This window comes from Micromonospora sp. MA102, from assembly GCF_025460765.1.
In the GTDB taxonomy this organism is placed as follows: domain Bacteria; phylum Actinomycetota; class Actinomycetes; order Mycobacteriales; family Micromonosporaceae; genus Micromonospora; species Micromonospora halotolerans.
On the sequence record NZ_JAMWEG010000022.1, the window covers coordinates 1 to 22,228 of the forward strand.

24 protein-coding genes are annotated in these 22,228 nt (G+C 68.1%); 13 read left to right on the forward strand and 11 right to left on the reverse strand.

All coding sequences use genetic code 11. The annotated features are described in order from the left end of the window. Nucleotides 1-171 precede the first annotated feature (171 nt). Nucleotides 172-813, forward strand: a complete 642-nt coding sequence (locus tag NFX44_RS29280; protein ID WP_262286835.1) for a hypothetical protein — start codon at nucleotides 172-174, stop codon at nucleotides 811-813. Between the two features lie 213 nt (nucleotides 814-1,026). On the opposite strand, the gene NFX44_RS29285 is transcribed toward NFX44_RS29280, so the two are convergent. The 3 genes from NFX44_RS29285 to NFX44_RS29295 all read right to left on the reverse strand — a co-directional run bounded on the left by NFX44_RS29285 (nucleotide 1,027) and on the right by NFX44_RS29295 (nucleotide 3,593). Then, on the reverse strand, nucleotides 1,027-1,452 hold the full coding sequence (locus NFX44_RS29285; protein WP_262286836.1) for a hypothetical protein: 426 nt from the start codon (nucleotides 1,450-1,452) through the stop codon (nucleotides 1,027-1,029). A gap of 577 nt (nucleotides 1,453-2,029) precedes the next feature. Further along, nucleotides 2,030-2,341 carry an EthD family reductase gene (locus NFX44_RS29290; RefSeq protein ID WP_262286837.1) on the reverse strand — a complete coding sequence of 104 codons (312 nt, stop codon included), beginning with the start codon at nucleotides 2,339-2,341 and terminating at the stop codon, nucleotides 2,030-2,032. Between the two features lie 193 nt (nucleotides 2,342-2,534). After that, nucleotides 2,535-3,593, reverse strand: a complete 1,059-nt coding sequence (locus NFX44_RS29295) for an HAD family hydrolase (RefSeq protein WP_369015349.1) — start codon at nucleotides 3,591-3,593, stop codon at nucleotides 2,535-2,537. Nucleotides 3,594-3,769: 176 nt separating this feature from the next. On the opposite strand from NFX44_RS29295, the gene NFX44_RS29300 reads away from it, so the two are divergent. The 7 genes from NFX44_RS29300 to NFX44_RS29330 all read left to right on the forward strand — a co-directional run bounded on the left by NFX44_RS29300 (nucleotide 3,770) and on the right by NFX44_RS29330 (nucleotide 8,602). Then, nucleotides 3,770-4,057, forward strand: a complete 288-nt coding sequence (locus NFX44_RS29300; RefSeq protein ID WP_262286839.1) for a helix-turn-helix domain-containing protein — start codon at nucleotides 3,770-3,772, stop codon at nucleotides 4,055-4,057. Between the two features lie 46 nt (nucleotides 4,058-4,103). Beyond that, nucleotides 4,104-4,703 carry a carboxymuconolactone decarboxylase family protein gene (locus NFX44_RS29305; RefSeq protein ID WP_262286840.1) on the forward strand — a complete coding sequence of 200 codons (600 nt, stop codon included), beginning with the start codon at nucleotides 4,104-4,106 and terminating at the stop codon, nucleotides 4,701-4,703. Continuing rightward, the gene (locus tag NFX44_RS29310) at nucleotides 4,703-5,560 is read left to right on the forward strand and encodes a PhzF family phenazine biosynthesis protein (RefSeq protein WP_262286841.1); all 858 of its coding nucleotides are present in this window, start codon (nucleotides 4,703-4,705) and stop codon (nucleotides 5,558-5,560) included. The genes NFX44_RS29305 and NFX44_RS29310 overlap by 1 nt, the downstream gene beginning before the upstream one ends. Before the next feature lie 149 nt (nucleotides 5,561-5,709). Beyond that, nucleotides 5,710-6,402, forward strand: coding sequence for a hypothetical protein (locus NFX44_RS29315; protein ID WP_262286842.1), 693 nt, complete (start codon nucleotides 5,710-5,712; stop codon nucleotides 6,400-6,402). A 2-nt stretch (nucleotides 6,403-6,404) separates the two neighbouring features. After that, nucleotides 6,405-6,746 carry a nuclear transport factor 2 family protein gene (locus NFX44_RS29320; protein ID WP_262286843.1) on the forward strand — a complete coding sequence of 114 codons (342 nt, stop codon included), beginning with the start codon at nucleotides 6,405-6,407 and terminating at the stop codon, nucleotides 6,744-6,746. A gap of 491 nt (nucleotides 6,747-7,237) precedes the next feature. Beyond that, nucleotides 7,238-7,801, forward strand: a complete 564-nt coding sequence (locus tag NFX44_RS29325) for a dihydrofolate reductase family protein (protein ID WP_262286844.1) — start codon at nucleotides 7,238-7,240, stop codon at nucleotides 7,799-7,801. A gap of 333 nt (nucleotides 7,802-8,134) precedes the next feature. Next, nucleotides 8,135-8,602, forward strand: a complete 468-nt coding sequence (locus NFX44_RS29330) for a barnase inhibitor (protein WP_262286845.1) — start codon at nucleotides 8,135-8,137, stop codon at nucleotides 8,600-8,602. Here NFX44_RS29330 and NFX44_RS29335 read toward each other — a convergent pair. The 5 genes from NFX44_RS29335 to NFX44_RS29355 form a co-directional block, all read right to left on the reverse strand. After that, entirely contained in the window at nucleotides 8,565-9,266 is a 702-nt protein-coding gene (locus NFX44_RS29335; protein WP_262286846.1) for an HAD family hydrolase, read from the reverse strand. The two genes, NFX44_RS29330 and NFX44_RS29335, sit on opposite strands and share 38 nt — an antisense overlap. Nucleotides 9,267-9,586: 320 nt before the next feature. Further along, nucleotides 9,587-10,333 (reverse strand): nucleotidyltransferase domain-containing protein, encoded by a 747-nt coding sequence (locus NFX44_RS29340; protein ID WP_262286847.1) that lies wholly within the window; start codon nucleotides 10,331-10,333, stop codon nucleotides 9,587-9,589. Next, complete coding sequence (locus NFX44_RS29345; protein ID WP_262286848.1) at nucleotides 10,330-11,004, reverse strand: nucleotidyltransferase domain-containing protein; 675 nt, start codon at nucleotides 11,002-11,004, stop codon at nucleotides 10,330-10,332. Before NFX44_RS29345 ends, NFX44_RS29340 begins: the two co-directional genes overlap by 4 nt. Before the next feature lie 172 nt (nucleotides 11,005-11,176). Further along, a complete protein-coding gene (locus NFX44_RS29350; RefSeq protein ID WP_262286849.1) occupies nucleotides 11,177-11,740 on the reverse strand; it encodes a hypothetical protein in 564 nt (187 codons plus the stop codon). A 165-nt stretch (nucleotides 11,741-11,905) separates the two neighbouring features. Then, nucleotides 11,906-12,580: a uridylate kinase gene (locus NFX44_RS29355; protein WP_262286926.1), complete on the reverse strand. Its 675-nt coding sequence runs from the start codon at nucleotides 12,578-12,580 to the stop codon at nucleotides 11,906-11,908. Nucleotides 12,581-12,967: 387 nt separating this feature from the next. On the opposite strand from NFX44_RS29355, the gene NFX44_RS29360 reads away from it, so the two are divergent. From NFX44_RS29360 to NFX44_RS29375, 4 genes are all read left to right on the forward strand, one after another. Then, nucleotides 12,968-13,816, forward strand: a complete 849-nt coding sequence (locus NFX44_RS29360; protein ID WP_262286850.1) for a hypothetical protein — start codon at nucleotides 12,968-12,970, stop codon at nucleotides 13,814-13,816. Nucleotides 13,817-14,096: 280 nt separating this feature from the next. Further along, on the forward strand, nucleotides 14,097-14,498 hold the full coding sequence (locus NFX44_RS29365) for a hypothetical protein (RefSeq protein WP_262286851.1): 402 nt from the start codon (nucleotides 14,097-14,099) through the stop codon (nucleotides 14,496-14,498). 52 nt (nucleotides 14,499-14,550) lie between these two features. Beyond that, nucleotides 14,551-15,285, forward strand: coding sequence for an alpha/beta hydrolase (locus NFX44_RS29370; protein WP_262286852.1), 735 nt, complete (start codon nucleotides 14,551-14,553; stop codon nucleotides 15,283-15,285). A 515-nt stretch (nucleotides 15,286-15,800) separates the two neighbouring features. Then, nucleotides 15,801-17,906, forward strand: a complete 2,106-nt coding sequence (locus NFX44_RS29375) for an AAA family ATPase (protein WP_262286853.1) — start codon at nucleotides 15,801-15,803, stop codon at nucleotides 17,904-17,906. A 361-nt stretch (nucleotides 17,907-18,267) separates the two neighbouring features. Here NFX44_RS29375 and NFX44_RS29380 read toward each other — a convergent pair whose 3' ends face one another. From NFX44_RS29380 to NFX44_RS33295, 3 genes are all read right to left on the reverse strand, one after another. Further along, complete coding sequence (locus NFX44_RS29380; RefSeq protein WP_262286854.1) at nucleotides 18,268-18,768, reverse strand: heme-degrading domain-containing protein; 501 nt, start codon at nucleotides 18,766-18,768, stop codon at nucleotides 18,268-18,270. Between the two features lie 244 nt (nucleotides 18,769-19,012). After that, a complete protein-coding gene (locus tag NFX44_RS29385; protein ID WP_262286855.1) occupies nucleotides 19,013-19,369 on the reverse strand; it encodes a VOC family protein in 357 nt (118 codons plus the stop codon). Between the two features lie 202 nt (nucleotides 19,370-19,571). After that, nucleotides 19,572-20,777, reverse strand: coding sequence for a lectin (locus tag NFX44_RS33295; protein WP_315974651.1), 1,206 nt, complete (start codon nucleotides 20,775-20,777; stop codon nucleotides 19,572-19,574). A gap of 409 nt (nucleotides 20,778-21,186) precedes the next feature. Between NFX44_RS33295 and NFX44_RS29400 the strand changes: the two genes are divergently transcribed. Further along, nucleotides 21,187-22,134, forward strand: a complete 948-nt coding sequence (locus NFX44_RS29400; RefSeq protein ID WP_262286856.1) for a DMT family transporter — start codon at nucleotides 21,187-21,189, stop codon at nucleotides 22,132-22,134. Nucleotides 22,135-22,228 lie beyond the last annotated feature (94 nt).

The window sequence follows — 22,228 nt, forward strand, 5'->3', positions numbered from 1 at the left end:
CGACACTTCGGATCAGCCACTTCCCGGACCCGCAACACCGACGCTACGCCGGCCCATCCGCTCCCGGAAGCGCACCTCTCCTAACGCCCTGAACCCGGTCTATTGACATAGAGGGGAGCCAGATGAGGATGCCTGGGGCGAGGCGGAAGCCGACCCGGATATGTTCGGCGGATGAGCGACCAGTTGCCCAGCGGCGGTATCGAGGTGTCGCCCGGCGACGTCGAGGCACTCGAAGCCCGCTGGGCGGGATGCTGGACGCCGCAGGATGTCGCACGCCGCCTGGCCGGAATCTCCGTGCCTTGGTACGTGGCGGCAGGTTGGGCTCTGGACCTGTTCCGCGGTAGCCAAACCCGCGAGCACCACGACATTGAGATCGGCGTGCCGGGCGGGCAATTCCAGGAGATTCGCGAGCGCTTTGCCGAGTTCGCTTTCGACGCGGTCGGCGACGCTCGGATCTGGGAATCAGCGACGCCGCAGGTGCTGAGTGCCACTCGACAAACGTGGCTGCGCGACCCGGCGACGGGACGCTATCTACTCGATGTCTTCCGTGAGCCGCACGACGGCGACTTCTGGATCTGCCGGAGAGACGAGACGATCAGGCGGCCCTACGCAGAGATCATCCGGCACACCCCGAACCGGATCCCATACTTGGTCCCTGAGCTCGTTCTGCTCTTCAAGGCCAAGCACGTACGCCCAAAAGACCAGGCCGACTTCGACGGCACGCTGCCGCTGCTGACTCCGACCCAACGCCAGATGCTGTCCAGGCTGCTGGCACAGGTGCATCCCGGCCATGCCTGGCTGGCGGCCCTATAGTCGCGTCCCGCAGCGAGCCACAGCACCAGTGACCCGGCACGGCTGCACACCGAATCTCGGCTACTTGTTTTCATCTGCCCAAGACCACGGCCATGGGTGTGCTCTACCGTCTTCCACCCTGCGAACGGAGCGCGACGGATGGCCGGACGCCGGGGCGCGTCCCGCGGCAGGTCAGTGCATCCGGGCGCGGCGGTGTGCCGGACGGCATTGTGCTCAGAAGCCTCGAAAGACGCCGTCCGGGCCTGCCGACCGCGCGAACTCAAAGAAGTCCATGTTCGCGATCGACAGGTTGTTTTCGATCGCTTGGACCTGCCGTGGCAGCGTCCTGAAGGGACCCGTTTCGTCCCCGTCGTTCAGATTGACCACGAGCAGGGGACGTTCCGGCAGCGAGACGGTGACGGTGTCGACGACGAACACGACCGGGTGCCGGTACCGACGCGGGTAAGCGCGAGGATAGCCGGCTGCGATTGCCGTCTCGCTGAGGCCAATCAGCGCTCGGTCCTCGACGAACTCGACACCGGCCACGAAACCCTCCTCCGTGGGGCTGACGATCTCGTCCTTGAGTTGCTCCCACAGACCGTCGTCGCTGAAGTCCGCACGTACGACCGGAACGCACCGCGTCTCTGGCAGATCAGCCACAGGAAAAGCGTAGCGAGACCGGACGTTCCTCCGCGCGACAGGGGCGCATTGTTCTCGGCACGTCCGGAAGCAGGACGCCGGGGGAAGCGGTCACCGTCTGTGACCCGGTCGGCAGATGCGGATGTCGCTCGGTCACGCGTCCCCTGACTGGCCTTCTCCGCGACAGTGGGACCCACCCGTGCGCAACCGCCGGACCCACCCCCGTGCAGGCGGCTCCTGTTACTGCGAGAAGCGGACCACCAAGCCGTCGCGTGGCCACGCAGCTTCTAGGGGACACGTCGTCCGACGGGGGGCGCTGCCCACCGGCGCGCCCACCGGCGATCAGCGGTTCAAGACCACCTGGTCTCACCGGCACGGTCGACGAAACGCCCGGAGCGAGACCTAGCCAGTCAGCGGTGCGCGGGACGAAGAGCTTGTCCAGATAGGGCACGAGCCAGCTCCAGATCCACGGGAGTGCGCGACTCGGCAACGCCCTGTTGTCGGCCGGCCTCGTCGACACACTCCGACTCGTGGCGCCGTTGGTGTCGAGGCCGAGGTGGCGCTCTTTGGACGTGGGGCGCTTCGTCCGGGATCAGGCTCAGCCGGTGCCGTGTTGCACCGTGTAGTGGATGACGACCGCACCACCGGTGGCGTAGTTGGCGACATCGGCGGTCACCTGCTGGCCGTGCGGCGACGCTCTCGCCGCGTTCATGGTCGCAGCGTCAGCGAATTCGGCTTCGAAGATCGCGAAGTATGGCGCTTGTCCCTGTGTGGCTGCGACGTCGAAGCTGTAGCGCCACGCGAGCAGCCCGGGCAGGCGGGTGACCAGCGGAAGGTGGTTGGTCACGTAGTGGTCGCGGAAGTGGTCGGGGTCGGCGGGGTGGGGGTACAGGACCACCAGCTTGTGCATGAGAACCTCCGTTGAGTAGCTGGCGACCGGTACACCCGGGGATTTCGAGCCGTTGCCTGTACGGGTACCACCGCGAACACCGGCTGCCTTCGACGACGGCGGTGTGAGCCTGGGTTGGGCGGCGCGGATCGCGGGCACGGAGCCAACGGCCCGCATCGGCGACGATCAGATCGAATCGTTCGGCTCCTTTGGTCTACGGGTGCGTCCTGTCCAGCCAGTCGGTGATGAGGGGGATGGCGTCGCTGAGGGTGTCGGCGCGGTGGTGTGCGTCGGCGAGTTCGTCGTCACGGTGGGTGGTGCGTACGGCGATCACCGTCATGCCTGCGGTACGGGCTGCTGCTACGCCGGCGGGAGCGTCCTCGATCACCAGGCAGTCGGACGCCGCCACGTTGAGGAGTTGGGCCGCGCGCAGGTAGCCCTCCGGATCGGGTTTGCCGCGTCGGACCTGGCTGCTGTCGACCAGGACCGGAGGATCGGGTAGCCCACCGGCACGCAGGCGGTGTAGGACCGTGGCCGTTCGGCCTGAGGTCACGACGCCCCACCGCCGGTCCTTCAGCAGGCCCAACACGGCGGCGGCGTCGGGGTACACGGGAAAGTTGCCGTCTTCGTGGGTCATGAGTTCCCTGATCAGCCGGTATTCGGCGGCGGCGTCGAGGTGTGGCGCCACCACCTGGATGGTGTCCACGGCCCGGCGGCCGTGGGTGTGTGACCAGACCAGATCTGGATCGAGGTTGCGGTGGTCCGCCCATCGGCTCCAGATCCGGCGGTACGCGGGGTACGAATCGACGAGCACGCCGTCGACGTCGAACAACACTGCCCTGTCGGTAGGGCCCGCGCCGATGTCGTGGAGGTGATGCAGCCCTTCGTGCGCGGCCTGCCGCACCATCCACAGGACGCAGCGGCGTTCCCGAGGGAGCCGGACGGCGCAGCGGCTCCACTGCGGTTCGCTGATCTCGCTCGCGAGGGCGGCGAACCGGTCAGCGTTCCGTTCGAGGTCCAGCAGTACGGCGGCCAGCGGTTGCTGGTTGTAGGCGCGCTGTGCGGCGCCCTCGTCGTTGCGCATCGGCTCGAGCGTGGGCTCGTGCTCGGTCAGCGCGCGGCGAACCCGGGTCTCGTAGACGTCGTAGACGTCGCGGACATGGCAGGCGTACTCCAGCGCCGACCGGAGGGCCGCCGACGGGGTCAAGTCGCCGTATCGCAGACCACACGATTCGCAGTGGTGGTCCTTCTCCGGCAGCGGCGGGAGCGTCATCGCACCGCCACGCCGCGCAGTCGCCTCACGAAGCCTTCCCCTATCGCTTCGGAAATCGAATCACCACAGCGGACGGTACTGTATCGAAGTTCGAAGCATCAAGAGGGGCGGCACAGGCGATGACGGCACCCAGGCCAGGCCGGCCGGTACGCGGATCGAGCACCGGGCGACCCCTCATGGCCGCCCTCGACCTGTTCGGCCGCCGCTGGAACCTGCGCATCGTCTGGGAGCTGCGGCACGAGCCGGTCGGGTTCCGCGCGTTGCAGCAGCGCTGCGACAACATGTCCTCCAGCGTCCTGCGGCAACGGCTGACCGAGCTCCTTGACGCCCGCCTCGTCGCCCAGCAGCCGGACGCGGCCTACACGCTCACCGAGCTGGGCCGCGGCGCCTACCAGGCATTGCGCCCGCTCGCCCGCTGGTCCGACGCGTGGGCCTCGGCCTTGGGCGAGGACGGCGAACACTGAACCCTGAAGCGCCGACCCCTGGCGCTTCGGAAACCAAATCGCTACGGTGCTTCTGAATCCGAATCACCTGGAGGGGGCTGTGGCCCGCATCCCAGCGCTCGAACCGCCATTCACGCCAGACGTGGCGGCACAACTCGCCACGATGACGCCGGCTGGCGTGCCTCCCATCGGCCTTTTCCGGACATTGGCCAAGAACTTGCCGATGACCGTCGCGATGAGCCACTTGGGCAGGTATGAACTCGGCCGTGACCTGACCCTGACACTCCGAGAGCGGGAGATCGCCATCCTGCGCACCTGCGCGCGCTGCGGCTGCGAATACGAGTGGGGCGTCCACGTGATGGTCTTCGCTGACCGCGCTGCACTCACGGCGGCCGAGGTCACCTCGCTCACCCACGGGCGCCCTGACGATCCCTGCTGGACGGCCGGCCGCGAAGCCACGCTCATCCGGATGGTGGACGCCCTGCACGACTCGTGCGACATCAACGACGCACTGTGGCGATCCGCGCAGGAGTCGTTCGACGAGCGGCAACTGCTCGACGTGCTCCTGCTGTGCGGGTGGTACCACGCGATCTGCTTCGCCGCCCGCGCCGCTCGCGTCGACCTCGAGGCCGGTGCTCCCCGCTTCGCCGACGTCACACCCACCTGATGGCCGGCCCACCGGTGGCAGTGGTGAACGCCTGCACCCGCGACGGGCACGGCGGCAGCCCCACCGCGGTCGTGATCGACGACGCCACGCTCACCGACGGCGACCGGCACGCCATCACCCGTAGGACCGGCACCTCCCACACCGCGTTCGTCGACACCGGCACAGCCGGCACGCCCACGGTGCGCTTCTTCACCAACGCCGGGGAACTCACGAACTGCGGCCATGGCACCATCGCCGCGCAAGCCGTCCTACTGCACCGCAGCGGCGCCACCGAACACCACGGGCGCCAGCACACCGCTGGCCGCACCTTCGCCACGACCGCCATCCGCCGTCGCGAAGGCGTCGAAGTCTGGTTCGACCAAGGCGCCATCGCCCTGGCCGACGACGGCGACGCCACCGGTGGTCGCATCATCGCGGCCCTCGGCCTGCAACGAGCGGACATCGCCGCCGGCGTACGAGTCGCTTCGCCGGGCACGCCACGACTGCTCGTCCCCGTCCAGGATCACGGGACGCTGCAGTCCATGCAGCCCGACTTCGATCGGCTGGCAACCGAGTGCCGGCGGCTCGGGTATCTCGGCTGCTTCACCTACGCACTCTCGCCGACCACAAGAACGGCGGCAGCCCGCATGTTCGCCCCCGCGATCGGGGTCAACGAGGACATCGCGAACGCCAACAGTGTCGGCTGCCTCGCCGCCCACCTCCTCGACACCTCCGGCAACGGCGACATCGAAGTCCACCAGGGTGACACGCTCAAGATGCCATCATCGATCTCCGCGAGCGCGACCCGTACCGGATCCGGCATCGTCGCGAGAATCGGCGGAGTGGTCGACCTCGGCCCGCCCATCGTTCTCAGCTGAGACATCAAGCGATCCGCGCCCGCCCTCGGGCTCGAAGTAGTCGGGTGTCTCATCTGCCACCACCGCCCGCGTGGGCAGAAGCATCGGTTACGCGGGTGGCGGGCGGCAAACCGCGGGCGCCGCAACGAACGGCGGACCATACTGGCACCGTGGAGGAGGACCTCGTCGAACTACTGGCCTCGACCGGAGTCACCTGCCGGTTGTTGGTCGAGCAGACGCAGGGCCCATACCACCGAGCTGTGCATCCCGAGCGTCGGGAGATCACCGAGGACCGCGATGGTCTCCCGCTGCGCCTCGGGCTACGCCTACTGGCGGCCGACGCCACCACCCCCCTCGCGGACGTCCTCGTCGAGGTCTGGCAGGCCGACCACGTGGGCCGATACTCCGGCTTCCAGCCATTCGAAGCGAGGCCGGGACAGGTGGTCACCTCGGAGTCGGTGCCGCACGATGTGATCGCCGCCGGTGAGACGTACCTGCGGGGCAGCCAGCGCACCGACGAGCGCGGGATGTGCGCGTTCAACACGATCTACCCGGGCTGGTACGCCAGCCGCACGGTGCACATCCACCTCATCGCGCACCTCGGCGACCGCTCGGTGACCACGCAGCTCTACTTCCCAGACACGGTCACCGACGAGGTGTTCAGTCGCCCGCCCTATCGGGGCCGGCCGCGGCGCGACACCACCAACGCCACCGACAGCATCTTCGCCGACGGCGGTGAGCAGATGATCCTGGCCCTGCACGGAGATCCGACGACCGGCTACACCGGAGTCCTCTGCGTCGTCCTCGACCGGCGAGGGCGACCTGCCTCGGCTGCGGGTCCTTCGGCGGAAAGCGCCGGTTGATCGTGGCCAGCACGGAGCAGATCAGGGCCACCATCGAGGCTCACCTCGCCGCCGTCGGCGCCGCCGACGCTACCGCACTGGCAGATCTCTACACACCGGATGCCCGCCTGCATGACCCCGCCGGCGGATCCCCGGTCACCGGCCGAACGGCCATCGAGCAGCACTTTGCCGGCGTGCTCACCGAGCAACGGACGATGGAACTCGTCATGGTGGCGATCGCCGACCACCACGCCGCGTTCCACTTCCGCGCCACACCAGCCGAGGGCCCCACCAGAGAGGTCATCGACACCATGACGTTCGACGACCAGGCCATGATCACTTCAATGCAGGCGTACGCGAGCTGAAGCCAAACGCGGTCGGAGTGACCTGCGTGGCCTGCCGTCTGGCTACGTGCGAGGAACCGCTCCACCGAGGCCGCGAATGCTGAGGGGCCGTCCACACAGGGAAATCACAGGCCGTGGCTGCACCACCGGTTCGGCATTGCGCAGGAGCGCAGCCAGCCAACACGGGCGACGTGCGTATCCGGATCCGGGGATTCAGCCGCCCGGCATCGCTCGAGGAATGTCACTCCGTAACGCACTCTTCTCGGCACGACCGGGCGTCCGCCCAGGCCACGCCCGATCGGCGGCAGAAGCGGACACCGCTGGCGTACGCCGACCGGCCGACGATCCCGTGGAGCTTTTTCTCGGGATGGTGTCGGATCCGGGCCGAGTCGTTCGTAGAACGGGCGAGAGGCGGATTCTTCCGCCCGACCCGAAGCAGACGTGATGCTCAACCGGCGAGCAGGCGACGGTGACATCCCGATCGGGTCCTACGTGCACCGGGAGGTAGAGGCATGGCCAAGCTGATCTACGTGACGAACGTGTCGCTTGACGGCTACATCGAGGACGAGCGCGGCGCATTCGACTGGTTCCCAATCGACGACGAGGTATTCGCGTTCACCACCGACCTCCTGCGGTCCGTGGGCACGTTCCTCTACGGTCGGCGCCTGTACGAATCGATGGCCCACTGGGAAACCAACGCCGCCCTGGCCGCGCAGTCGGACCTCACGGCGGACTTCGCGAGCGCCTGGCAGGCGGCGAACAAAGTCGTCTACTCCACGACCCTCGCCGCGGTGTCAACTGCCGACACTCGACTCGAACGCCGTTTCGACCCCGCCGCGGTACACGAACTGAAGGCCACCGCCAGCAGCGATCTCACCGTAGGAGGTGCCGACCTCGCGACGCAGGCTTTCACGGCAGGGCTGGTCGACGAGTGCCAGCTGTTCATCCTGCCCATTGTCGTCGGCGGGGGCAAGCCAGGGCTGCCGACCGGCATGCGCGCCGACCTTGAGCTCCTCGATGAGCGCCGATTCCGAAACGGCGTCGTACACCTTCGCTACCGCCCTCTCGGGCACTGAACGACAGCCCTGTCCGATCGCCGGCGGCGCTCGCACGACAGGCGGAGCGCTGACGACTGATTCGGCCGGATGAGGTCGCCCATCACGAACTCGGGATGCGTCAAGTCGCAGTGTGTGGAGGCGTCAACCGCCGCGTCGGGACGACGGTGGCGACAGCGAACCTCAGTCCGGGAACGTCCCGAGAACTACCCCTTCGTCTATCCGTTGGGCATGCCAGCCGCACGCTGGTTGACCGCTGCCGACGCAACCGCTCATCGGCACGACCGCGCGTCCGCGCATTGCACGCCCGGTCGGCGGCAGATCCGGATGCTGTGGATCGCTCATAATTGCATCGTGACCAACCAGAGCGCTGGCCTTCCCGTGCTCGTCATCGACGGAGCCTCGTTCGTCGACTTCGCCGGCTTCGTACACGAGTTCTCGCAGCTGCTTTGTCACGGCACCTGGAACGGAAGCCTCGATGCCTTCAACGACATCCTCCGCGGAGGCTTCGGCACCCCCGAGACCGCATGGGTGCTCAGGTGGGTCAACTCTGACTCGTCCCGGGTCGCGCTCGGTTATGACGCCACGGTCCGATGGCTGGAGCAGATCCTTCTCACCTGCCACCCATCGCACCGCGCGAGCATCGAGGCCAGGGTCAGCAACGCGAAGCGTGGCCAAGGGCAGACGCTGTTCGACATGATCGTAGAGATCATCCACGACCACGGCCCAGGCGGCAGCGAAGCTGAGCACGGCGACGGATCAGTGCGTTCGATCTTGGCGCGGCTCATCCATCCCTGTCAGCGGCGCGCCCTGTCCCGATGATGGGCAGGAGCTCGTCCAACGACACGATGACATCGCTCGCGGTACCACGCTGCGCATCGCGGTCGAGCGTGACGCCGTGATATCCGAGATCCATGGCAGCGGTCACGAGCTGCGGGTCGTCGTCGATGAACAGGCACTCGTGCGGCTCAAGACCGAGTAGGCGGTTGCCCTCGGCGTACATCCGCAGGTCGGGCTTACGGCAGCCAAGAACTTCGGAGATCGCGAAGCCTTCGAAGTAGTGCTGGATGCCCAGCTCGGCGAACATTTCCTCCAGCCCGACCCAGGTGTCGGAGACGACCGCCATGCGAACGTCCCACAACTGGAGCTGGTCGAGGACGCGTCGTACGTCGGGGTAGGTCTCGATCACGGGGCCCACGGCTGGAGCCTCCAACTGCCGCAGCAGTTGCTCGGATGGGCGGTCGATGCCGAGCACCGCCAGCATCGTCCGGTGATAGTCGGTCCGGTTCGCCGTTGCCGTTCCCGCGTCCAGGAAACGCTGCCCGATATCGATGGCCTGCGGGAACGAGTCCTCCCGCACGTGGGGGTGGTGCGCCGCGACGATGCTTTCAAAGTCGTACCGGGGATTCCACCGCCCACCGATCGGGCGCGTCAGGACACCGCCGGCGTCAAACATCACTCCACGAATACGCCCCCGATCCTTCACCGACGACAGGCTACCCGCATCACAAGAAGTCGTGGCCCGCGTCCTCACGCTGGTCCAACGCGCGCTCTACTCGGCATGAGCGGACGTCGTCGGCCTGTGAAGCGGAGCCGCCGTTGCTGACGCTTTCGGGTACGCCAAAGGGCTCATCGAGCAGGAAGCCCCGCTCGGAAGGCTGCCGATGGATTCGAGTCTCAGCTTCCGGGAAGCATGCCGACGCCACCCGACGACATCCAGAGCCGAACGTCGATGCAGCAAGGCACTCTTGATTGCCGTCAGTGGACCGCCGGACGAGTGCCGGCAGCTGACCTGCGTAAACGAGCTCAACCCAGTCGGGTACGCACCACCAGGTCGTGCAGCGCGTCCACGGCTGCCGGGTCTACACGCTCGGGCAGCGCCGAGGTATCCCGGGCCGTCTCCAGCTCGGCGCGCAGCCGCGGCACATCAGTGGCGAGTCGCTCCGCGGCGCCCGCGGGGAGCGGTCCGTGCTCGGCCTCCCGTTTGGCGGCGATGAGATCCGGCACGTACGCCAACCTCGTCCCGAGCACACCAAGCTCCGTCTCCACGCGGCCGGTCCGCATCAGGTGGATCCCGGTGAGCAGGACCCGCAGCGTGTACAGCGCAGGCTTGAGCTGCCCGGTCCTGGCGTACAACTTCTCCTGGGTGGCCGCGAATCCGAGGTAGTGGTGCGCGTGGTGACGGGTGACCAGTCGCGGGGCCAGCGCAACGAGCTCGGCGTGCACCGCGGTGGTCACAACCACCAGCGGCGACAGCAGTTGCTCCAGGACGTACCCGTTGCGGCTGTTCAACAGCTTGGCGAACTTCAGCAGATCGTGGCTGACCACGTCCAACTCGACACCATCGCGCACGCCCACGTGCTGCAACGTCTGCGGCCCGGTGCGCAACCCCACCACCTCCTCGGGCGAGAGCAGGTGCGCGGCCCGCAGATCCAGGTCGGAATCGATGGACGCGAACCCATACAGATGCGCACCGCTGACGGTGGCGAACAGCAGCGGACGGGGCAGGGCGCGGGCTGCCTCGGCGGCCCACGACGGCACCTCGGTGGTCACGACAGGTTCCTTTCCCGCACGGCCGTGAGCAGCCGATCCACCTCATCCCGGTCGGGCTGTTCGGGCAGCCCGGTGCCGGCGGCTGCGTCGCCGAGCTCGACGAGTAGGTCCGCCGCCCAGGCGGCGACCTCATCCCAGGGCAACTCGCCGCGCCGCACCGCGAGCAGCCGGTCACGCAGGTGACGAACGTCGACCAGCACTTCCCCGGTACGCAGCACGTGCGCCCCGGCGACCAGCAGCCGGATCATATGCATAGCCTGCTTGTGATTCGTCTCGCCGGTGCGCTCGCGGCGGGCCGCCACCCGGTTGAGCTGATCCCGGGCGTAGCTGCCATAGGTCTCCGCCACCCGCCTCGACAGGAACGCCTGCCGCGCCGCCAGCAACCGTTCCCCGTCGACGGTGATCGTCTGGACCAGCGGGGACCAGAGCACCTCCAGAACCGTCGGGTTGCCCTGCAGGGCTAGGACGCAGAAGCGTTCGAACTCCCAGGAGAACTGCTCCACCGCCGGACCGTCGAGATGGGTGGGCGGCTTGTCGAGGCGCCAGAATGCCCGTGTCGGTGCCACATACACACCACGCCGGTCGTAGTCGGAGCCCGGGCCATGCAGCCCGTACGCCCGCGACCCGACCACAACGGCGAGAACCGTATGCCGCTCGACAAGCTCGATCACGCCCGGGACGCTACCCAAGCACCGTCCCGGATGCGTCATCCTTTTCAGGCAGACCGGGCCTGACGGCCTTCGTCCCGTTCGGTCCCATGAGCATGAGGTCCTCGCCCGGACGCTACGCCAGATCGCCGACGAACACCGGAACAGGCACCCGCGACCAGCTCGTGCCCAGGAACTACGTCAGAGGCGAGGGGCTCACCCGATTGTCGGCTGGCCGCCGCACCTGGTCGACGATGCCGCCGCGGACACCGAGGCTGCCTCGCGCGGCCCGGTAGAAGCCGTCACGAGTCTCATCGGCCCGCCGAACCAGGTCCGTAAGATCGTCGGGCGTGTCCGGCAAGGAACGCGCCGCCTGCTCCAGCGCTCGTACGGCGTGACGCCACGCGGAGGCCGCCCCTACGGTGACCTCATCACCGAGAAGCAGAACCGCCTCCCATGTCAGCGTGTGCCGCACATCCGCCTCAGCCAACCGGGCTAAACCCTCCTCGCGGCCAAGTACCGGGGTACGGGCGCCGGGCCGGTGTGCGCTGAGCATTCCCAGCGCCAGCAGGTGGATCTCCTTCACGGCACGCGTGAAATCGGCGTAGGCGTCCAGCCGCCGCTCGTCCCATCGCACCACTTGACCGCGCCGCCACCGGGCCCGTTCGGCCACTGTCGTGGCGATGATCGTGCCGACAGTGCCGACCACAACGCCGATCAGCGCCGGCACCTGCGTCATCATGGTCTCCAGCATGGTCATCGACGTCCCCTCGCCGTGGTTGGAATCGGCCCGTCCGCCATGATTTGCACTGCCGTCAGTCGTCATGCGGGCGACGCCGGGCCGCGCCGCCGCACCGGCATCCACTCCGGCCGGTCGACGAATCCGGTGAGAGTAGCGCGGCCGGACGTACCGAATTGAGTGCGGTCAGTGTGTCCGGGTCTCCCAGGCCGGCTGCCGCGGCTCGTCGTTGTGCACGATGATGTCGACATGATCGGTCGGGCGGACCGTATTGAAGTAGAACTGTTGGGAGGGGATGTACCGCTCGCGCCAGCGTCGTTCGACTTCGGCCCGAGATGACACCCGGCGCTCTCGGATCACAGCACGGTCCACGGTCTTCTCGAGCGCGGTCGACACGAAGACGCGCAGGTCCCACCGATCAATCAGTTCCGGGCGCATGAGGAACACGCCGTCGAAGACCAGCACGGCATCAGCGGGGGCGGTCGTGACCGGCGGGGACAGCACGGTATCCGCCGTGCGGTCGTAGACCGCGTGTTGGAAACGTCGACCTCCGCCCGGACCGAGCGGATCGAGCAGGACGCGGTTCAGCGCGTTGTAGTCGTGGGTGTCGAAGTAGCAGCCTTCGGCCGAGTACTCGCCGCGCGGGTAACGCTGTGCCCGGGGGAAGAGGAAATCGTCAATTGCCGCGCGGATGACGTCGCGACCCTGTCTGCGCAAGACGCCGGCCAGCTCGTCGGCGAGCGTGGTTTTGCCTGCGGCGGGTGGTCCGTCGATGGCAACCCGCGTCGGGTGTGTGACCGTGACGGACCGGACCGCCTCGGCCAGGCGGCCGAGCATCTCGTCGCGAGCACCTTGGTCCATGTTCTCACCCGTCCTACCCGCTCGGCCGACATCCGCGGGAAACCCGATGCGCGGTACCCGCGGGGTGAACGGATCGAACGTACCGGGAAGGCCGCCGACGAAGCGTGTACCAGCACCGCTCCACGATCCGACGTAGCCGTCCACCGCGCCTTCAACCACTGGATCACGGCTCGCCACGTGCGCGCTCAGGAAACAGGGCGAGTAGACGGGGCATCCAATCCCCGCCACCGCCAGACACGTCCTCGCGGGCCGTCTCAACCAGCGACCAGAACTCGTTCACCTGCACCCGCGGAGTCTGACACGAGCAGCACTCACTAACGCTCCACAGGGCCATGATTGGAGCGGGCTGGGTCTCCCCAGGGTCAGGTAATCCGTAATGCTGTGCACATGAGTAGTCCTGTCATCGCTGCTGGACGGCGACATTCGTTGGGGCTGTGTGCCGACGGCAGCGTGGTCGCGGCCGGGACGGGGACATCTGGTGAGTGTCGAGTCGAGGACTGGGTCGAAGTGGTCGCGGTGGCGGCGGGCAACGTGCATACGGCGCCGAACACCGGACGGTCCCACAGCGTCGGCCTCCGCGCGGACGGCACTGTGATGGCGACGGGCTGGAACGGTGACGGACAGTGCGACGTCGCGTCATGGCGCGACATGATCCTCATCGCCGCGGGCTGGCGCCGCACCTTGGGGCTAGTTGGTGACGGCACCGTGCTGGCTGTGGGACGGCTCCGCGAGGGAGCATGCAACGTGAGCCAATGGCGGGAGATCGTGGCGTTGGCGTGCGGCGACTGGCATTCGGTGGGCCTCAGAGCCGATGGGACCACCGTTGCCGTGGGGAACGATCGCCGTGGGCAGTGCGCGGTCGGCACGTGGCGTGACGTTGCCGCCGTCGCCGCCGGCTACCTTCACACGGTCGGTCTCACCAACGACGGACGCGTCCTTGCGGTCGGGGATCAATCGGCGGGCGCCTGTGACGTCAGTGCTTGGAGGCACGTTGTGGCGGTGGCGGCTGGGAGCTACCACACCGTCGGAGTCACCGCGGCTGGCCGGGTCGTGGCCGTGGGCAGCAACGATTCCGGCCAGTGCGACGTAGCCGACTGGCGCGACATCGTCGCGGTGGCGGCCGGATCCACCCACACTCTCGGACTACATGCGGACGGAACAGTTGTCGCTGCCGGGAACAACGAGCACGGTCAGTGCGACGTCACCGGCTGGGACGCGATCCGGTCGCCCAACTAGTGCCGTAGCAGGCAACGTTTGCCCTGTTGTGATGTGACGCGCCGCCCGGGGTCCCGCACGGTCTGCCGGGCGGCGGTCATCTGTGTGCGGGTGGCTGAACGAGTACGTGTACGCGAGATCGACGAGGACGAAGGCGCCAAGCTTCTGCGGATCATCCGCAGGGGCAGTGGTTCAGTGGTGACCTGGCGGCGGGCGCAGACGGTACTGCTGTCCGCCCAGCGCCTATGACCTGGGCAAGGACAAACTCTACGGCGACATCAAGCCGGTCAAGTGCCGCCGCGTGGCCGACTGGGCCGCGTCGAACAACGTTGAGATCGCCTATACCCCGACGAACAACTCCTGGCTCAACCGCATCGAGGCCCAGTTCACGGCCCTGCGCTACTTCACCCTCGACGGCACCGACGCCGCTCGACGGGCGACGTGCATCCGCCCGGATACTGGCCGTCGTGAAGTTGGACAGACGACGGGTGATCGGTCCGTGGCTGAACAGGAAGAAGCTCGGCGCCTGCTTGATGCCTTCGAGACCGGCCGACACGTGACCGGACAGGCCCGCAAAACCCATTGGCGGACCACGGCGACCACTGCTACCTTTCCGGAGGCCGTGCGAGAGAACAAGGAGGTGGTACCCGTGAACGCAGTATCGACATGGGTGCTCCCCTCCGGGGTCACGGTCGGGCGATAGCGATAGGTCGTCCGGGAGCGCCGTCTCATGAGCACTCCCGAAAGGCACGACCATGCAATTCACTGCCGAACAACGCCTCGACGACGGCGTCCTCGAGCGCGAATTCACCCTCGGCGAGATCCCCGGCATCCTGTGGACGCCCGCCTCCGCCTCCGCACCGGCCCCGCTGATCCTACTCAGCCCCCCTCCTCTCGGGCTGCGCAAGACGTACCCCCGCCTGGTGGCCCGAGCCCGACACTCCGCGGCGGACGGCTTCGCCACGGCCACCATCGAGCTCCCCGGAAGCGGCGACCGGCCCCGTTGGCCCGCCGCCGAGCAGGCCCTCGCCGACCTGCGCCGGGCGATGGAGGCCGGCGAGCCGGTCAGCGACGAGATCATCGACGCCCTCATCCTCCCCCTGGTCGACAAGGCGGTCCCGGAATGGCAGGCCGCCCTGGACGCCCTCCTTTCGCTGCCCGAGATCGGCGGCCCGGTCGGGTACTCGGGGGGAGTGATCTCCATCGGGACCCGGCTGGCAGCGGTCGAGCCGCGCATCGCGGCCGCCGTCCTGTTCGCCGGGAGTTTCGTGCCCCGCGCCATGTTCGAGGAGGCCCGCCGGGTCACCATTCCGCTGCACGTCCTGCTGCAGTGGGACGACGAAGGGAACGACCGGCAGGCGGCCCTGGACCTGTTCGACGCCTTCGGCTCCAAGGAGAAGACACTGCACGCCAACATGGGCGGGCACACCGGCGTCCCGCAGTCCGCAGGCGACGAAGCGGGCCGATTCCTCGCCCGGCACCTGAAGTGAGGCCAACCCGTCGGGCCGGCAGCAGACGATAGGAACTGCCGGGCCACGATGCCGCCATCGAGGACCGGCCCTCCTCGATGGCGGCGGCCAGCAACCCGACCGGGCGCGTCACGAACTACAGGGCGAACATTGCCTGATGCGGCACTAGATGCTGCAGGAGGCTTGCTCTGCTGCCGGCACCTCTTCGCTCGAATCGCTTTCCGCTTTGCTTCTACCGCACTCGACGCCGCGATTCGTCGGCACTGCACCTGCTCCACCGTCGCCGGGGCACACAGGACGCACAGAGTCAAGATTCGAGAGAGGCCACACATACAGCGGATTCTCAAGGCGTTGAGACCTCTGTCTCGACCAATCGAATTAACAGTCGGCGAACTGGCCGACGCCTGACATAGCCCCTACTCTTGCCGGCAGATTCCTGTCGGCCTGGTCAAGGCAAGGCGACCCACCAATAAAGGGCTGTGCAGATGCGCCGGAACACACACCATCGCTCCACCTCCTCGGAAGAAGCGGTCACCGTGGACGAGGCTGCCCGCCACTCCGCTATTGCCGAAGAACAAGGCTTCCTCGACGTGGCTACTGCCCGGCGTGACCGCCTGGCGGAGCAGTTGCAGGCCGAACTGGCGGCCGAGGCTCTGGACGAGACAGAACGGGGTCGGCAACGCGTGCTCCGCCGGCAGTTCGAGGAGTTGTCGGGGGCTCAGGACGGCCTCGTCTTCGGCCGGTTGGACGGACTCGACGGCGCGGTGCGGCACGTGGGCCGTGTCGGCATCCGCGACGACAACATGGACTCTCTGGTCGTGGACTGGCGCGCTCCGGCCGCCCGGCCGTTCTACACCGCGACCGCCCTCGACCCGCAAGGGCAAAGGCGGCGCCGCCATGTGCGCACGGCGGGCAACGTAGTGGTGGATGTGAACGACGAACCGCTGGACGGGTCCACGGCTTCCGAGCTGGTCGGCGAGGGTGCACTCCTGGCGGCTCTGGACGAGCGACGCACCGGCCGCATGTCGAGTGCGATCTCGACGTTGCAGCGCGAGCAGGACGAGATCATCCGCGCCGAGGCTACCGGCCCGTTGATCGTTCAAGGCGGTCCTGGCACCGGCAAGTCCGTCGTCGCGCTGCACCGGGTGGCGTACCTGCTGTTCACCCATCGCCAGATGGCCGACCAGGCCGTCCTGGTGCTCGGCCCATCGCCCCGCTTCCTGGAGTACATATCCCAGGTCCTGCCCGCACTCGGCGAGACCGCCGTCGTGTCGGCGACATGCGACACCCTCGTTCCGGGAATTGCCGTGGGCCGCGCCGAGAGCCGGCGGGTCTCCGAGATCAAAGGCCGCGCCCTGTGGCAACCCGTGCTCGAGCGCTACACGGGATCGCTGCTGCCCCGCGCCCGTGAGATGAAACTGCGCTGGGAAGGCGAGTTCTACCTCATCAGCGCGGAAGCGGTCGACCGGGCGCCCACCTCGGCGACGCAGGGACGCTCGTACCACCGAGCCCGCGCGGCATTCGCCGAACAGCTGCACCACCTGCTGGCCGATGCCGTGGCCGACCAGCGCGAAGCGCTGCTCGAGAAGATGGAGGAAGGCTACGAGGACATCCTCGCCCGATTCGACAGAGGCACGGACCGCGACCACCTCCCCGAACCCACGTCCACCGGCAGCGATGTCGACGGACTGCTCTCCGATGAGGAACTTGAGGAACTGCGCGACCGAATCGCCGCCGACACGAGCATCGCTCGGTTCATCGAGGCATGGTGGCCGACGCGGGACCCCGAAGTCGCGCTGCGGGAACTCCTGACCAGCTCCGCCCGGCTGGGCCGATTCGCTCCGGAGCTTGCTGCGGAGGAAATCGAACTCGTCGTGGCCGAACCGGCACCGTGGGCCGCGAGCGACATCCCGCTGCTCGACGCTCTGGCAGAACTGCTCGGCGACGCCGACAACCCGCAACCCCAGGGCGAATTCCTCGCGGAGCGCGCCCGCGGCCAGCGCGGCTGGGTGTACGGCCACATCGTCGTCGACGAAGCGCAAGAGCTGTCCGAGATGCAATGGCACATGGTCCTGCGCCGCTGCCCCAGCCGATCCATCACCGCGGTCGGCGACATCGATCAGGTGGAGGCGTCACACCTGCACACCAGCTGGGCCCAGGCGGTGAAGGCAACCCTCGGCGAACGATGGACTGCGGCACAGCTCACCATCTGCTACCGCACTCCCCGCGAGGTCATGGACCTCACCGCCGCCGTCCTCGAGAAGGCCGGCAGCCACAACTCTCCCCCACGTGCGGTCCGCTCCTCCGGCATCACCCCATGGACCCTCACTGTCACGCCCGCCGAGCTGCCTACCGCCGCGAGACAGGCCGTGACAGACCTACGGCACCGGTGGGCGGGCGGAACGGTCGCCGTGATCGCCCCCGGCAGCCGCATCGCCGAGCTACGAGCCGCGCTGAGCGACATACCGGTGCTCACCGCGACCGAGGCAAAAGGCTTGGAGTGGGACGCCACCCTGCTGGTCGACCCGCGGGGCATCACCGCCGAGCCCCGAGGCTGGAACGGTCTCTACGTCGCCCTCACTCGCTGCACCCACGAACTCGGGCAGCTGGAAATGCGCGCGGCGTCGTCCACACCGTCGTAGGGCGTACCCCGTTTCATCGATCACCTTGGCGGTGATCGGGAGACCGTCTTCCGGCCGACCGAAGCGCCGTAGATTTCGGCGGGCCGCACGTGGATCTCCTCGATGGCCGCGCCTTCGTATTCGCCGACAGCACGATCTCATCCCGGCCGAGTCCACGTGAGCGGATGGCTTCGCTACCCGCCGTAGCCATTGTGACGTGCAGGACGTCACGGATGGGGAACGGCGACCGCGAAGCCAGGAAACGCGTCGGCCGCCGCCTGGTCCTTCGGCCGGCCCGAAGAACCGAGATGGGGAGGACGTTCCGGGCGGGCGGCCTCGTCCAACTGCGCATCCGCTGCCTCGGGCCATGGTCGGTGGTTACTCACGCGTCAGCAGCGGTGGCGTGGCGGCGATCGGAAGGCTCAACGCCCTTGGAATCCAGGAAGAGTCCGAGGGCCTCGACGACGAGGCGGTGGTCGTCGAGTTGGGGCAGCCCTGAGACGGTGACGGTGCCGACCGGGCCGGTGCCCCTGAGGATGATCGGGAAGCAGCCGCCGTGCGCGGCGTACCGGGCCGCGTCGAGGTGGGATTTCTCCTCGAAGGTGGTGCCGCGGTCGCGGTAGGTCTGGCCCACGAGGTATGAGCTGTGTCCGAACCGGCGGACGACGCGGATCTTGCGTTCGATCCAGTCGTCGTTGTCGGCAGAGGTGCCGGGCAGTGCGTAGTGGAAGAGTTGGTGGTCGCCGAGGCGGATGTCGACGGTGACAGCGTGGCCGCGCTCTCTGGCCAGCTCGACCAGGCGAGTCCCCAGGTCCCAGGCGTCGTCATGGTCAAAGCGGTCGAACTGGAGGCGTTCTTCCTGCTCCTGAAGCTCCGGCGTCACGGCGTACCGTTCCCTTCCTCGATCGTCAGAACGATCTAAGCAGAGGAAGAACCGGCGAGCGGAACGTTCGTCGTGCCGTACGTCCGTCAACAGATCGGGGTCATGCCCGCATCCGCTTCTGCCGCGATCCGCGCGTCACGCAGCGTGACTCGGCGCCGTGTGTCGCCGCGCGAAACCGCCGATGATCGCGACACCACGCCCGAGCCGCCCACGGCCTCTTGTGCTGAAGGATCGCCTGTCCGGATCAGTTCACGCAGAGGCAGAACGGGTGACCCGCCGGGTCGAGGAAGACCCGGAAGGACGTGCCGGGCTGATGGGGGTGCCTGGTTGCGCCGAGATCGAGCACTGCCGCTTCGGCGGCATCGAGGTCGTCCACGATCACATCGAGGTGCATCTGCTGGGGCAGCTCCTGGGTTGGCCACACCGGCGGCGTGTACCCGTCCACCTGCTGAAAGCAGATGCACTGACCGTACTCCGCGCGGACCTCGGCCCAGTCGGAGGAGACCTCGACCTTCCAGTCCAACAGCGCGCCGTAGAATCCGGCGAGCGCAGCAGGATCGGAACAGTCGATGACGATGCTGGGGAAGCGAGCGATGGCCATGTCGGCCATGGTAGGGCGGTCGCGGCGATCTACGCGCTGATTGCGTCGGCGACGTCAACGCCGTCACGGTGAGGTCAGTGTGGCAGCCGACGGTGCCGCGGCGCCGGCCTGGGCGTACGTCGGCGTCAACGGCGCCGGCCGTGCAAGGGGTGCGCCTGTCCGGGCGCATGGCGCGAGGGAGCGGATCGGGAGAGGCGGGGCGTCAGCCGATGCGGTACTGGTCGCCGTAGACGGCGAAGACCAGCGGCGTGTTCAGGTCGAAGTTGCCGTTGTTGAGGAAGACCCGCTGGGCGGTGTCGACGCGGGAGGTGTCCGAGTGGGCCTCTTCCTTCCTCATCTCGGCGACGCGCTCGTCGAGGAAGGCGTGCAGCCAGGTCCGCTCGTCGCCGCCTTGCGCCGGCGGCTTCGCCCGGGTGAGGGTGCGGCTGCGGATCGCGCGCATGCCTTCGTAGCCGTGCATCACGGCCGCGTCGTAGTAGGCGAACTGGCCGAGCGCCCGTACCCCGTCGGTCTTGCCGTCGCGGACCGACGGGTTGAAGTAGACGCGGTCCCGCTCGGCTTCCTGCGCGGCCCGGAACACTGGGTCGGTGGCGGCGGTCCGCCAGTCGCGGGGGAAGTTCGGGTCGAGGCCGGCGTGGGAGTCACTGCCGTTGACGGACCGCAGGGCCGGCAGGTACGCGGCCAACACGTTGCCCGGCTTGGTTCTGGTGTAGGCCTCCACCAGTTCGAGCATGTCGCCGGTGCCCGAGCAGAAGCCGATGATGCCGGCGGTGTAGCCGCGCCCGTCGCCGATGTCCTCGATGTAGGAGAACTGCGCGCGCCAGTCGAGCGAGGAGTTCTCCGCCGCCGAGACGATCTGCATCGCGATGTCCTTCTTCGCCGGGTCGTCGAGGGCGACGCCGGCCGGGGCGGACGGGCTGGGTGTGGTGCCGCCGCCGGGCAGGACCCACCGCTGGTTGGCGTTGCCGACGCAGCTCCAGATCTGCAGGCGGGTGCCGTTGGCCGTGCTCCCGCCGGTGACGTCGAGGCACTTGCCGGAGCCGGTGTTGACCAATGCGCCGTTGCTGGCAGCCCACTTCTGCGCGCCGGTGCCGTTGCAGTCGTACAGCTGCACCTTTGCGCCGTCGGAAGTGGACGCGGCGGTGACGTCCAGGCACTTGCCGAGGGCGCGGACCGAGCCGTCGGCGTTGCCGACCGTCCATGCCTGGGCCGCGCTGCCGTTGCAGTCCCAGAGCTGCACCGGCGTGCCGTTGGCCGGGTTGGCGCCGGCCACGTCGACGCACTTCCCGCCGAGGCCGGTGATCGGCCCGGCCGTCGCGGCGCTGGCCGACGACAGGCCGTAGCCCAGCGCCGCGGCGGACATCAGCAGCGCCGCTGCGAGGTGGGCGACTGTCCGCTTGGGAAGCATCAGCTCTCCTGGGATGGGAAGGGGCAGGAGCCGTCCCCCGGTCGAGGGCCTGCGGGTCCGTCGGGCTCGGACTGACGCCTTGGGCGTCAGCAAACCTTGTTAACAGATAACAGTACGTCTATGTGATGTCAATCCGGCCGTCCCGATGACGCCATCATGATCGTTTCGCGGCGAACGTCGCTTGCAAGGTGGACAGGAGGACCGGTTGGCTCGGCGCCCACGACAATAGGTTCGTGTCGTCCGACCGACGTAGCTAGGATCGGATCATGGTCCGGACCTTCGACATCATCAGCCCGCCGCGCTCCTGAGCGGGGCGACTCTGCTCGTCGTGTCCAGCCTGTGCCGGCTGGACGCGCGGTCCGTGCATCGCTGAGTCCGGTACGCCCCGCTTCCGCGACCCCAATTCCTCTTGTCGCAGGAGCGTTTCCTCATGCTTGTCTCCGAACACCCGGTGGCCGCCCGACGCGCCGCCACCGGCCTGTGGTCGCTTGTCCTCGCAGGCCTGCTGTGGGGCACCGGTGGTCCCACCGGCAGCCTCCTCGCCCACGAAACGGGGCTGTCGCCGCTGGCTGTGGCCGCCTACCGGCTCGCCGCCGGCGGCGCGCTCGTCATCGCCTGGCTCTGTCTGACCCGGCAGCCGCTGCCACGCGGCCGTCGCGCCTGGGCCAGGATGCTCGTGAACGGGCTGCTCGCCGCAGTCTTCCAGGCCGGCTTCTTCGCCGCGGTGTCACTTACCACCGTCAGTCTCGCCACCCTCCTCACGATCGGCACCTCACCTGCCTTGGTCCTGTCCGCCGAATGGATCACCGGACGGCGGCGGGTCAGCACGCGAATGCTCGCCACGGTGGCGCTGGCGGTCAGCGGTCTGGTCCTGCTCGTCGGCACGCCGTCCGGGGACCTCGCCGCCACGACTGTGCTGGCCGGAGCCGGATTCGCGCTGCTGTCGGCAGCCGGCTTCGCCACCATGACCTTCATCGGCACCCGGCCCGTCGCCGGTCTGCCTGACCTCACCGCCACCGGCGTGAGCTTCGCGATCGGCGCGGCCGTGCTCGCCCCTGCGGCCGCAGTGACATCCGGTATGGACTTCGTCCCGACCCGGGCATCCGTGGGGTTGCTGCTCCTGCTGGGCACCGCACCCACCGCGGTGGCGTACGCCCTGTACTTCCGGGGCCTGCGTAGCGCCCCGGCCAGTACGGCAGCGCTGATCGCACTGCTGGAACCGCTCGTCGCCACGCTCCTGGCGACGCTGTTCCTCGGCGATCGTCTCGGCCCGACCGGGCTCGTCGGCGCGGGGCTGATCACCACCGCCATCGTGCTGAACGCCCGCGGCACGCGGAAGCTGTCACAAGGACGCTGAGGTGTTGAGGATCCGGTGGTGGAGGTCGAGCTCGGTTCCTCGTAGCCGATGGACCATCACCGGAACCTCGCCGACGATCACTCAGGCTGGCGCG